This window comes from Candidatus Edwardsbacteria bacterium (assembly GCA_018821925.1).
Classification (GTDB): domain Bacteria; phylum Edwardsbacteria; class AC1; order AC1; family EtOH8; genus UBA2226.
Genome location: JAHJLF010000063.1, coordinates 1 through 12742 on the forward strand (window position 1 = coordinate 1; position 12742 = coordinate 12742).

Here is a 12742-nt window from a genome sequence, read left to right on the forward strand (position 1 = left end):
CATTCCCGCGTAGGCGGGAATCCAGGCTTTTTTACTCACACGGAGGCACCCCCGCTTTTTCGGGGTTCACTCATTTTATTTTTACCAGTGGTTCTCAAGACACAACGGGTTTTAATTCATTGTTATTGTCACCCTGAGAACTCTTTACGCCCGACAGATTGAACGGTTGGCAATCCTCTTTATCCTCTATCTGAAATCCCAGATTCACACATTCAGCTTGCCAAACAAGCAGGTCTTCTCAGTGTGACAGGCTTTTATTCTTTCGCTGCCCTGCGTGTCATTCCCCCTCTCCTAATGCGTTAGGGGAGGGTCGGGGTGGGGTCAACTTTAAGCTTTAAACTTTGATCTTTAAGCTTACTTCCCCGCCTCGCCGCCTTTCAAAACGTCCCGGATCAGCTTATTGGCCTGGTATTTCCTTAGGTTGGCCTTGACCCGGGCCAGCAGCTCCAGGGATTTGACCGGCTTGACCAGGTAATCGTCGGCCCCTATATACAGCCCTTTGATCTTGGTCTTGAAATCATCCACCGCCGTGATCACTATCACCGGCACTTCCTTGGTCAGGGGCTTCTCCCGGATCCGTTTCAGCACCTCCATCCCGTCCAAGCCGGGAAGCATCAGGTCCAGCAGTATGATGTCCGGCACGTTGTCTTTTAAAAACTCCATCGCCTCCAGGCCGTCCTTTACGATGTGGGTAATATAGCCGCCGGTGCCCAGGACGTTGGACATGACCTTGGATATCCGCTCGTCGTCCTCCACCACCAGGATTATATTTTGGCTCAATTTCTGTTTCTGCTTCAGCAGGATATCCTGGGTGAATTCCTTTTGCAGATTGGCCAACTGGTCCTGCAGCCTTTTCAGTTTAACCAAAGAGCGCACCCGGGCCACCAGCTCGTCAAAATTGAAGGGCTTGGTGATGAAATCATCGGCCCCGGCCTCCAGGCCCCGGACCTTGTCATCCAGGGTGTCCATGCCGGTCACCAGGATGATGGAGATGCTGCTGGTGGCGGGGTCGCCCTTAAGCTCCTCGGTGACCTCGTAGCCGTCCATCTCCGGCATGATCACGTCCAGCAGGATCACCTCGGGGTGGAACTCCTTGACTTTTTTGATGGCTTCAATCCCGTTCCCGGCGGTGGCCACGGTGTATCCCTGCTCCTCCAGCACCGCCTGGAAGAAGTTGATGATGTTGGCATCGTCATCCACCACCAGTATCCGGGCCGTTTCTTTCTCCTGCATGGCTCTCTCCTGATTTATGCTTTTTATTAACGCGGAATATAAATGTTTTTCTTTGTCATTCCCGGCTTGACCGGGAATCCAGGCTTCTTAACCACAGAGTGCACAAAGAGCACAAAGGACTTTTATTCTTTTGCTTTCAGCTTTAGACATTAAACTTATAACCAACGTACCGTCATTCCTGCGTAGGCAGGAATCCAGGCTTTTTTACTCACACGGAGGCACCCCCGCTTTTTCGGGGTTCACTCATTTTATTTTTACCAGTGGTTCTCAAGACACAACGGGTTTTAATTTAAGGATCAGTTTCATTATTTTTGTCACCCTGAGAACTCTTTCCGCCCGACAGATTGAACGGGTGGCAATCCTCTTTATCCTCTATCTGAAATCCCAGATTCACACATTCAACTTGCCTGACAAGCAGGTTTTCTCAGTGTGACAAGGCATTATTCTTTCAACTTTAAACTTACGCATTGTCCACCCATTCAGCTTGCCACATTATCTGCCGGTCTCAGGGTGACAGGCTCTAACTTTAAGCTTTAAACTTTTAACTTTAAACTTGCGCATTATTCACACATTCAACTTGCCTGACAAGCGGGTCTTCTCAGTGTGACAGGGGTTTTATTCTTTTAGCTTTAAACTTACGCATTTGTCATTCCCGGCTTGACCGGGAATCCAGCGGCCTGCTTTATTCAGCCCACCTCGTCTCCCTGGGTCTTGTTCTTCTTGTCCTTGAAATACTGGGGATACAGCTTATGGGCGCACTCGTCGCAGATGCCATGCGAGAAATCAGCCTCGGTGTGCTCGGCCACATAGACCTCCACCTGCTGCCAGTAGCCGCTGTCGTTGCGGATCTTCTTGCAGGAGGAACAGATGGGCACCAGCCCTTTGAGGGTCTTGATGTTGTTCAGCGATTCCTGAAGCTCTTTTACCAGCCTCTTTCTTTCGTCCTCGGCCTTTTTCCGCAGTATGGCCGCCGCAATATTGTCGGAGATAAAATTGAGGGTGGAGATCTCCCGGGCGCCGAATCTGACCTCCTCCCGGTACGATTGGACCACCAGCACCCCAAAAATTGTTTTGCCGATATTAAGCGGAACGCCCATCCAGTCCACCGAGGGGGTGCCCACCATCTCAATCTCCCCGGCATCGGCCATTTTTCTCTGGACCATGGGCGGCGCCAACAGGGGCTTTTTGTTCCTCAGCACATATTCGGTCAAACCTTTCTTCAGGGGGCGGGAGACCGGGGAGGCATCCCGTTCGTCCACAAAATAGGGGAAATCCAGCCGGTCCTCTTTTTCGTTATATAGGGCAATATAGAAATTGGTGGTGCTCATCATCTCGTCAACTACCATGTGTATCCCGGAATACAACTCAAGCAGGTTTTCGGCCGTGGTTGAGATCTCCGATATCTTATAGATGGCCGACTGCAGGGCCTCGTTTTGTTTGCGTTCAGTACTATCCCGGCACACGCAGAAAATCAGCTTATCGCCCTCAAAGATAGCCCCGTTGGTGCTTATTTCAACATCAAAGATGGTACCATCCTTTCGACGGTGTCGCGTCTCGAAGAAGTCCCCAGTCTCATCAACATTACGAATCATATCTATAACCTGCTCACGTGTATGCTGAAACTCCCAATCCCACACGTGGAGTTGCTTGATTTCCTCTGGCAAGAAACCAAGCATCTCGGCAAATCGCCGGTTGGACTCGTATACGCTGCCGTCCTGGGCGAGAACGACAATGCCGTCACGGGACTGATCGATAAGGATGCGCCTTCGGATTGCCTCGGCGTTGAGGGCCAGTTCCGCCTGCTTGAGTTCCGAGATATCAACAAAGCTTTCCACCAACACCTCACGTTCGCCCATGATGGTTGGCGTCACGGTTTTAAGAATGGGAATCATTTCCCCTTTAACATTGATAACACATTTTTCGGAATTATCAATTGTCTGATGCAAATCGGTTATGGGACAGGCCCCGTCGCTGGCCGTGCATATGAATTTGTTGCATTTCCTATTAAGTATATCATTAACCGGGACGCCTATCATTAGGGCCGCCTGTTTATTGGCATAAATGATTGTATGGGTTTCCCTATCTATCACCAAGATCCCGGCATGTACCGCTTCAAATATAGCCTCGGTTCGTTCCTGGTTTTCCCGGAGGACACTGTCGATTCTTTTTCGCTCGGTGATATCCTCTGTGATGGTCACAAAAAATCCTTGCGCCGGGCTGTAGACCGAAACCAATAGCCACTTATCCAGATGCTTTGAGTAAACCTCCATTTTGGTTTCCTCGCTCTTCAGGGCCGCCCGACCGTATATGTCCAACCAGTCAATGGCACCTTTCAATATCCATGGGGTGGCGGCCGAGGCCCGCTGCCCCAGCACCCGATCGGCGGTCAGGCCGGTGATGTTGTAGTAGACCGGGTTGGCCTCCAGCAAGATGAAATCCACCGGGTTGTTCAGTTCGTCGGTTATCAACTGACAATAGGCCAAACCGTTCAGCATGTTGTCGAACAGCGCCCTATACTCCCGGTTGGTTTCCGCCAGTTTATTCGCAACGGCTTTCCGCTTTAGGGATATAAAATAATTGTACACTCCAAAAGCGACGAACATGGTTCCCACTATCATCCTAAAATATATTTCCATCGGCTCGGGAGAGATCAGGTTTTCCTTCAACGTGCCTTCCTTGAACATAAAGACGTCAATAAGAATGTCCACTATCCAAAATGCCAGGCCAAACAATATTCCGGTGAATATGGCCAGGTATTCTATTATAAATGATTTTATTTTAGTAAACATGGATTTTGCCTTTAAAATATTTTATCTTGATCGGCGTTCGGCTAATTCTGGCTGAAAGTCTCTTTTATCCGGCAGATCCGTTCCTGCGATTGCACGAAACAATCCACCACCTGGGGATCGAAATGGCTGCCGCTGTTCTCTTTGATGGTTTCGATGGTATGCTCTATGCTGTGGATCCCGTTTCGGTAAGGTCTTTCTGATATCATGGCATCGAAGAAATCAGCCAGGGCGGCGATCCTCCCGGCCAGCGGGATCTTTTTGCCCTTCAATCCCCGGGGATATCCGCCGCCGTCCCACCGTTCATGATGGGTCATGGCAATCACCGAGGCCAGCCTGATGAAGCCGTATTCAGATCCATCCATGATCCTGGCCCCGATGGTGGTATGCTGTTTCATGATCTCCCATTCCTTTTCATCGTGCTTCCCCGGTTTCAGCAGGATATGGTCCGGTATCCCGATCTTGCCCACATCGTGCATTGGCGTGGCATATAAAATGGCCTCGATGGTAGCTTTATTCAATCCCATCTTTTGGGCGATGGCCTCGGCGTAATGGCTGACCCGCTTGATATGGTCCCCGGTCTCCTTGTTCTTGTACTCGGCGGCCAGCGACAGCCGGTAGATGGCCTCCAGCGAGGCCGATTTTATCTTGTCCAGCGAGGCCTTCAGCTGCAGGGTCCTTTTGGCCACCTCCTCCTCCAGCTTTTTTTGGTAATTGACCATATGATCGTTATAGGCCTTGACCTTGAGCAGGGAACAAATCCGGGCCTTCAACTCGGTGGGATCCACCGGCTTGTTCAAGAAATCGTCGGCCCCGACCTCCAGGGCTTTCACCCGGTCCCGCACTTCCGATTTGCCGGATACTATCACTATCGGTATGATCTTGGTGCGATCATTTTCCTTAAGTTTTCCGGTCACCTCAAACCCGTCCAGCCCCGGCATCACTATATCCAAAAGGATCAGGTCCGGCATCCGGTCCAGGGCCAGGGACAAAGCCTGGTTTCCATCGCTGGCCAGCAGCACCCCATAGCCTAGCTTGGACAGGATCGCCTCCATCAGCTCCAAATTGATCTGCTCGTCATCAGCCACTAATATTTTGGGACTTGGTTCCATTTTATCATTCCCCTTTAGAATGGCCGACCGATCAACTTCTCAACCATGGTCAGAAGCTGTGCTTCGTTGAACGGCTTGGCTATGGAATCGTCAGCCTCAATGTGATGGCGCTTCAAAGGCCCCAACACGTTCTGCTTGCCGGTCATTATCATGAACTTTACATTATCCAGGCTGCGGTGATCCCTCATCCATTCCAGCAGCTGCAGCCCGTCCATGACCGGCATCACCAGGTCCGAGATCACCAGATCGGGCGGATCTTTTCGTATCAGTTCGGTTGCCCGGCGGCCGTCCCCGGCCATCGAGGCCCGGTAGCCACTGCTGTTCAGCATCAACAACATCGTCTCGGCCAGCACCGCCTCATCGTCCACTATCAGGATGTTCTTCATATCAATCTCCGTTTTTCAATGAGAATGTTTTTGAGCTGATGCCGTAATCCCTCAGCTTAAGCTGCATATTCTGGCGGGCCATGCCGGCCATGGCCGCGGCCTTGGTGACATTCCCCCCGGTGATCCTGAGCAGCCCCTCGACGTATTGTTTTTCGAAGATGTCCCGGGCCTCCTTCATGGTCCGGTCCAGCGGCAATATCACCTGATCCAGCTCCACCGCCTGGTTATGCCGCGGCATATCCCCGATCTTGATTATATTCCCGGGGCATAGCGCCACGGCGTGTTCAACGGCATTCTCCAGCTCCCGGACATTGCCCGGCCAGTTGTGGCGGGTCAGATATTCGGCGGCCTCGGGACTGAACTGCTTGATCTCCCTGGATTGATCGGCGCAGTGTTTTTTCAAAAAATGGTGCGCTAGCAACAGGATGTCCTCGGGCCTTTCCCTCAGGGACGGCAGGTTTATCTGAATGACGTTCAGGCGGTAGAAAAGATCCTGCCGAAAAACGCCCTTCTTGACCTCCTGGTCCAGGTCCTGATTGGCGGCGGCCAGCACCCTGACGTCAACCTCCACCGGGGAGGTGGCCCCCACCGGATAGAACACCCCCTCCTGCAGGACCCTTAAAAGTTTGACCTGGGTGCTGAGCGGCATGGTGGCCACCTCGTCCAGGAATATGGTTCCCTTGTCGGCCACCTGGAAAAGCCCCTGTTTGGAGGAGGCCGCTCCGGTGAAGGCCCCCTTGGCATGGCCGAAAAGCTCCGACTCCAGCAGGGTCTCCGGAATGCCCCCGCAGTTCAGGGGCACAAAGCGGCCGCCCTTCCGGCTGCTGTTGAAGTGGATGGCCTTGGCCACCAGCTCCTTTCCGGTGCCGGACTCGCCCTGGATCAGCACCGTGGTGCTGGTGTCGGCGATCTTGCGGATCATCTCGAAGATGTCCATCATTTTTTTGCTCTTGGCGATGATATTATCGAATCCGTAGCGCTGGTCCAGGGTCTGCTGCAGGTAACGGTTCTGGTCCAGCAATTTTTTCCTCTCCGCCCCCTGCCTGATGGCCAGCAGCACATTCTCGGCATGCAGGGGTTTCTCCAAGTAGTCGTAGGCCCCGGCCTTGATGGCCTTGACCGCGCTCTCCACCGTGGCATGCCCGGTGATCATGAGCAGGGAAGTCTCCAGCGACAATTCCCGGAGATGGGGGATCAGCTCCAGGCCGGAGATATCCGGCAGATGCATATCCAGCAATACTACATCGTAATCGCCTTCGGCCATGGCTTTCAGTCCCGAATTGCCGTCCGGCACCACCTGGATCTGATACCCGGCATTGGAGATTATCTGGCTGAGGATCTCCCGGATGGGCTCCTCATCGTCTATCACCAGCACCCGGATATCCGGCAGTTTGTTCATGGTTCCCTCAAAATATTATGATATATGCTTTAATGACGTTGGGTAAAGTTCATCTCAAATTCGGTGCCCCGGTCCGGACTGCTTTTAACCTGAAGGCGGCAATTATTCTCCTCCAGCAGTTTGCGGGCCAGATTTAAGGACAGATCCCGCCCCGGCTCCCAGGACATCTGGGCCGTCTCCATCAGCCCGGCCAGTTCCGCCTGGTCGATCACCAGCGAAGGGCTGTGCATGGTTATCGCCATCTCATCATCCTGATGTTTGACGGCGATCTTAAGGTCGCCCCCCTTGTCCAGTTTCTTGCTTTGAAAAACCATCAGACCCACCAGCGCCTGCTGGATCTGCCCCTGATTGACCATCACCGGTTTTTCGTACTCGCCGTTGTTGACCTCCAGCTTAACCTTCTTTCCGGCCAGGTAATAATTGACTAGCCCCGCCGCTTTTTTGACGATGTCCGATAACAGGGCGGTGCTTTTGGTGTCCGAGGAACCCCTGCTATACAGCGACAGGTTCTCCAATATCATATTGAGGCGCTCCACCGATTTGGAGATGCTTGCCAGCGCCTTCTGGAGTTTGTCGTCGCTGGCGATGCACATCCCTAAATATTCCACTCCCAGGGTGATGGCCGACAGGGGATTTTTCATCTCATGCACCAGGCTGGAGGAGATCTCCCCCAGAACAGCGTATTTATAGGAATCCAGCAGGTCGGCCCGCTGGGCCTCCAGCTGTTCCATCCTTTCCTTTAAGCTGTTCATCAGCTCCAGGTTCTGTAGCGCCAGTGAAACATTCTTTGCCAGCAGGGCCAGCCCGGTGCGCTGGTCCGGGGTCAGTTCTCCCTCCATCGGCTTCAGATAGATCATCCCGTGCTTGGTGCCCTTGGATTCCAGCGAGGCCTGGAGGGCGTACAGTTCGTAATCATCCTTCCATTCCGGGTTGCTCTTTTGGGTGCCGTCATTCAGTTTTATTTTAATTCCGGCATTCCCGATTATATGGTTAAGCGACTGCAGGGCGATGTTCAGCAGTTTCTCGCGGTCGGGGCTTCCCATGAACAGATCGTAGATCTGGTAAAGGGCCAGGTCCCTCTTCAAAAGGCGGTTTTCCCGGCCCAGCTGCCGCGCCTGCCAGGACCTATCAAGCTTAAGCTTTAAGGTCTCCAACTTGAACGGCTTCTGGATGTAATCGGCCGCCCCCAGCTGAAGGGCCTCCACCGCCGACTCGACGGAGCCGTAGCCGGTAATGATCAGGACCACCAGTTCCGGGTCCAGCTTCTTGCTCTCTTTTAACAGCCAGACGCCGTCCTGATCGGCCAAATTCAAATCGGTCACCAAAATATCCCAGGGTTCTTTCAGCAAGCCCTGCCGGATCATCTCCAAACCCTGGGCGCCGCCGCCGGTTGATTTTACCTGGCAGCCCAAAGACAGCAGGCCAGCGGTTAAAAAATCCCTCAGTTGCTCCTCGTCATCCACTACCAGGATTTTTAATTTATCGTCGGACATTTGATCTCTCCATTAAGGAAGTTAATTATATCTATGTCGGATAATTCATGGTAGCACCATAACCCTGGCCTGTCAATACGCTGACATTAATATATTTATTGTCATCCACTAAGACTGATTTTAGCATTATTGTTGCAGTAACTGACAAAACATAGTGCCAGTGTAATAATAAATATGCATTTACTATGCCTTAATATTTACTTTAGTCTAACCTGTTGTAAACAAAGAGGTAGCTAATTATCACAGATTTCGACAATAATAAAAAAGTGTCATACCTATATGACTATTGTCACATAAACATGACATATTGTGCAAATTTTCTTATTTTTTACCCTAAATTAAGGCTATGAATGCTATCTTCCGAATTCCATTCCTGCCGAAACGCTCGCCCCAAATCCTTTGGAATTATAGCCGGGAAACCCCAGGCTGGTGGCTGCCGCATCCAATCTGACAAAGCCCAGTTTCAACCCGCCGCCGGCGCTGTAGGCAATGGTCCGGTTATCCAATACGGCCAGTCCAGCCCTGATCGGAAGAAATGATAGCAACCTTACCTCAAACCCCTGGGCCAACTGCCAGCGGGCGGCGCTTCCGGCACCATTATGGAAGCCTTTTTTCACATCCAGCTCGGCGGAGAAGTATTTTGATTCATAAGCGATGCCGGCATTGAAGGCGGCCGGATATCGCGATCGGAAGATCCCTCCCAGGGTATCGGTCCTGTCGATGACCTCATTGCCCGAGAACATCCCGGTAATGCTGTCCCCCAGCAGGGTCAGTTCACTGACATCCATGTTCAGGGTTCTTTTTCTGGTGTCGTTCTTCCAGGTTATTCCGTTGCTTAAATTCATCAGCGAGGCTCCCAGGGACCAGTGATCGTTCAGCTGGCAGGCCAGGCCCAGGTCGGCGGCAAAACCCGACCCGTTCATGTTCAATTTTTTGGTATCGAAATCATTTTCCCCGGCGGACAGTATCTCGATAAGTCCAATATTATTAAAGCCCGATCCGCTGGTGGTGAAATTTATTTCACCGCCCACCTTCCCGTAATTTATGCCCATCAGGTGTTTGATCCCTATGCCCAGGGATAATCTTTTGAATACTCCTACTTTTATAGGCTGGCCGTAGGAAAGCGTGGTGGCCGCAACGGTCCAGGCATCCCCCATATCGCTGGCCGCCAGGCTATAGGTCCTGTCCAGTTCGTTCCCGAAAAGGGCCAGGTCGAAAACGTCCCGGGGTATGCAGACGCTCTCGGCCGATCGCAGGTTGACCGTCAGCGCCATCCGTCCGGCAGCCAGCCCCAGTAACATGGCATCCAGCGAGGATGAGGCCCGAAAGCCCGAAGATGGAATGGCCCGAAGAAGCGCGTCCTTTTCCCCATCGTCCAGAAAATCCCCGGCGGCCCGGTTGTAATCATTCAGGTTGAATGAGTTATTGCCAGCCATCGCGCCAAAATGGAACAGCTTGATATTGAGGCCGCCATTATTTTCCAGGCCCAGATTGGCCGGGTTTGCCAGGGAGCCCTCCACCCCGCGCGATCTTACTACGGTGGCCCCTGCCTGGGCCATGGTCCGGGGGTCGAAACTATCAAAAGCATAAGCATTTAATGCCGCAATCGATGCCGTTAAGATCACAAGGTATATTTTCGTCAAATGTTTCATCGTCTTATCCTGCGGGTCAGTTAACCTTGGTCTTCACCGAGACCAGCACCGATGTTTTAAGATAATCGGTGGGCTGGATATTTACCGACAGCCCGTTAGTGCCACTGGTGACCAGATAATAGCCCACATATACTGTCCCCGACTCATTGGTTAACACGGCCATCTCGTTTTCGGTAAGGATTATATTTATCTTGGTGGTCCTGGCCTGAATCACATTTCCGTTGGCATCAACCTCGGCGGCCTCTATATGTAGAGGCCCGATGACCACTTCCGGCGCCTGATAAACAGTGGCGGGGTCACGGCTGATATATATGACCGCCGTATCCAGCCCGATCGCCAGCCGGTTTTCCAGATCGTAATTTACGGCCCCGTTATTTACCATTCCGCTTAATGCCGAAACGTTGACTTCTCTGATCCCGCCGGTAATACTGGTGGCTCCCAGGATGACCGGAACAAAGGGATCTTTGCTGCCGGAGTTCTTAAGCCCCAAAAAGTCGCCGATATAAGTGTTGCTGGTTAAAAGCGGAACATTTATATCGGTTTCCCATGATGGTGCCACCGGGTTCTGCAGGGAGCACTGTATGCTGGTGAACATCAACGATACTGTTGCTGCTATCAAACCTGCTTTTTTTACTGATGCGTGGTACATTTTATTTTCCCCTTATGTTTAATTTGTTGTTCACCCTGATAATTAAGCAGTTTGCGTGCCAATTTAAAAGCTTTGTTCAAGACCTTGGGTTTGCTTGCATTGCCGATTATGGTTAAAAGTTGGTCAACAATTATTTGTCATTTTAAAACGACAGTGTTTGGAAATACATGTCTCTATACAGTTCCATGGCCAGAAAATTATGTCATCGGGTCCGGTGGTGAACTGTGGTTACTTGTACCCGGTCAAATCCTGGTCTTATATTGAATAGGTCAATAATACAGTTGTCATGCCATTCCCCCGACAACGATCGGGGGAATGGCATCCATGCCTGGATTCCCTCCCCGCACAAAGATGCGGGGAGGGAATGACAAATTGCTGTATTTAGTTGCCGGAGTAATTATTCCCCGGGAAGTAACTTTTAAAAGCCATCTGTCATCCCTACATGGCTATTTGGTTAAATGCCTCCAAAGCAAACGCCACGCATAACATATTGCATGAAGGCATATTGCATGGTAATTATCAACTTGGCATGGCAAGTGCTTATATATAAAGCCAGAGATCAAACAAACTAAAATAAATAAACTCTTAACCCAAGGAGAACTAAAATGAAAAAAGCAGCCATACTTACAGCCCTGTGCGGATTGATTTTCGCTGGAATAACCACCACCTGTTACGCCGCCCCCAACTGGGGAAGATTTTTACCCAGGCCGATAGTCATGCCGGTTGACTCTACCTCTGCCGGTAGCGATATCATAATCGCCGCCATTGATTTCAGAAAATATCTTCCCCGGCCCATTGTGATCCCTACCGATTCTGCCGAATTTTCCACCCCCATTGACCTGGCTGCCTCATATCAAGACGGGGTCATCATCTGCAAAAAGGCGATAACGGGGCCTTCCGTTCCTCCGACGCCTGTCGATAGAAAGACCATGACTTCATATCAGGATGAGATCATCATCTGCAAAAAGGCGATAACGGGGCCTTCCGTTCCTCCGACGCCTGTCGATAGAAAGACCATGACTGCTTAAGTCTATTACCACCAAACAAAAAAGGCCGCAGCTAAGCTGCGGCTTTTTTCATGGTCCAATCACCCTATTGTCAGAACGGTTCTCCCCAGGCCACCATCCATCTCCAGTATTTTATCTGTCCCATCAGGGTTCCGGGGGCGGCAAAATCCACCCGGCCGGTTCCGAAAGGCAGTACATACCTTATTCCCAAACCGGGGCTGGAGACCATATCTCCTAATGATTGTTTCTCAAAAGTCTTATTGCTAAGCATGCCCCCGTCAATAAATGTGGCTAAGCCCCAGTTTTTGCCCAGATTGATAACCGACTGAAGATTGATCAACATCATGATCCTCCCGCCGGTCACCCGGCCTTTGTCGTCCACCGGGCCGATCGAACTAAGGGCATACCCCCTTACCGATGACGGGCCTCCCAGAAAGAACATTTCGTAGCTGGGGATGGTGGACCTTTGCGACCAGTCTCCGATGATCCCGTACCGGAAACGCCAGGCAAAAGACAATCTGTGCGCTGGAGCCTTGAAGTAGTAGGCCCAGTTATTGACGGCCCTCTGAAAAGTCTCCGCCCCGCCCATGATGCCGCCGGTGTACTCCAGTTCCAGATCGCTGCTTAACCCCTTTCGTGGATTCACCGGGTCATCCAGGTTCTCGTAGCTGGAGGCAACGGCCAGCGACCTTCTGCCTTTATAACTTAAAGTATCGGAAGTATACTTGGTAAGCTGCCAATTGGGAGAAAGTTTCAGCCACTCCTGTTTCCAACGGTAGTCGATATTAAAGGCATTTGATATCGGCGTGCTTACGGTAAAATTAAAACCCACCGTCTCCAAACGGTAATCTGTATAACTGGGCCGGAAATCATCATAATAAACCTCGCCCCTGGCCGGTTTATTAAATAAATAAAAGTATGGATCGGAATAACTGATCTGGGAACGGCCCCTGGTCATTTTGAGGGGAAGCTTGGTCTGAAAGGAAACCAGCCCGTTATATTCAACTCTACGGCCCAACCCAAAA

At 51.4% G+C, this 12742-nt stretch carries 10 protein-coding genes; 1 reads left to right on the forward strand and 9 read right to left on the reverse strand.

The window, feature by feature from the left end; all coding sequences use genetic code 11:
- Positions 1-354 precede the first annotated feature (354 nt).
- From KJ869_07565 to KJ869_07600, 8 genes are all read right to left on the reverse strand, one after another.
- Positions 355-1233 carry a response regulator gene (locus tag KJ869_07565; GenBank protein MBU1577048.1) on the reverse strand — a complete coding sequence of 293 codons (879 nt, stop codon included), beginning with the start codon at positions 1231-1233 and terminating at the stop codon, positions 355-357.
- Positions 1234-1919: 686 nt separating this feature from the next.
- Positions 1920-4022, reverse strand: a complete 2103-nt coding sequence (locus KJ869_07570; protein MBU1577049.1) for a PAS domain S-box protein — start codon at positions 4020-4022, stop codon at positions 1920-1922.
- 41 nt (positions 4023-4063) lie between these two features.
- Positions 4064-5131: a response regulator gene (locus KJ869_07575; GenBank protein ID MBU1577050.1), complete on the reverse strand. Its 1068-nt coding sequence runs from the start codon at positions 5129-5131 to the stop codon at positions 4064-4066.
- A gap of 14 nt (positions 5132-5145) precedes the next feature.
- Positions 5146-5517 carry a response regulator gene (locus tag KJ869_07580; protein ID MBU1577051.1) on the reverse strand — a complete coding sequence of 124 codons (372 nt, stop codon included), beginning with the start codon at positions 5515-5517 and terminating at the stop codon, positions 5146-5148.
- A 1-nt stretch (position 5518) separates the two neighbouring features.
- Positions 5519-6916, reverse strand: coding sequence for a sigma-54 dependent transcriptional regulator (locus KJ869_07585; protein ID MBU1577052.1), 1398 nt, complete (start codon positions 6914-6916; stop codon positions 5519-5521).
- A 29-nt stretch (positions 6917-6945) separates the two neighbouring features.
- Positions 6946-8409: a response regulator gene (locus KJ869_07590; protein ID MBU1577053.1), complete on the reverse strand. Its 1464-nt coding sequence runs from the start codon at positions 8407-8409 to the stop codon at positions 6946-6948.
- A gap of 353 nt (positions 8410-8762) precedes the next feature.
- Positions 8763-10061: a hypothetical protein gene (locus KJ869_07595; GenBank protein MBU1577054.1), complete on the reverse strand. Its 1299-nt coding sequence runs from the start codon at positions 10059-10061 to the stop codon at positions 8763-8765.
- Positions 10062-10077: 16 nt separating this feature from the next.
- Complete coding sequence (locus KJ869_07600) at positions 10078-10710, reverse strand: hypothetical protein (protein MBU1577055.1); 633 nt, start codon at positions 10708-10710, stop codon at positions 10078-10080.
- 605 nt (positions 10711-11315) lie between these two features.
- On the opposite strand from KJ869_07600, the gene KJ869_07605 reads away from it, so the two are divergent.
- Positions 11316-11738, forward strand: coding sequence for a hypothetical protein (locus tag KJ869_07605; GenBank protein MBU1577056.1), 423 nt, complete (start codon positions 11316-11318; stop codon positions 11736-11738).
- Positions 11739-11808: 70 nt separating this feature from the next.
- Here the strand turns inward: KJ869_07605 and KJ869_07610 are convergent.
- On the reverse strand, positions 11809-12742 hold a 934-nt coding region (locus KJ869_07610; protein MBU1577057.1), incomplete at its 5' end, for a BamA/TamA family outer membrane protein.

Coding starts and splice junctions, on each gene's coding strand:
- KJ869_07565 (MBU1577048.1), bottom strand. CDS start 1,233: ATGCAGGAGAAAGAAACGGCCCGGATACTGGTGGTGGATGACGATGCC.
- KJ869_07570 (MBU1577049.1), bottom strand. CDS start 4,022: ATGTTTACTAAAATAAAATCATTTATAATAGAATACCTGGCCATATTC.
- KJ869_07575 (MBU1577050.1), bottom strand. CDS start 5,131: ATGGAACCAAGTCCCAAAATATTAGTGGCTGATGACGAGCAGATCAAT.
- KJ869_07580 (MBU1577051.1), bottom strand. CDS start 5,517: ATGAAGAACATCCTGATAGTGGACGATGAGGCGGTGCTGGCCGAGACG.
- KJ869_07585 (MBU1577052.1), bottom strand. CDS start 6,916: ATGAACAAACTGCCGGATATCCGGGTGCTGGTGATAGACGATGAGGAG.
- KJ869_07590 (MBU1577053.1), bottom strand. CDS start 8,409: ATGTCCGACGATAAATTAAAAATCCTGGTAGTGGATGACGAGGAGCAA.
- KJ869_07595 (MBU1577054.1), bottom strand. CDS start 10,061: ATGAAACATTTGACGAAAATATACCTTGTGATCTTAACGGCATCGATT.
- KJ869_07600 (MBU1577055.1), bottom strand. CDS start 10,710: ATGTACCACGCATCAGTAAAAAAAGCAGGTTTGATAGCAGCAACAGTA.
- KJ869_07605 (MBU1577056.1), top strand. CDS start 11,316: ATGAAAAAAGCAGCCATACTTACAGCCCTGTGCGGATTGATTTTCGCT.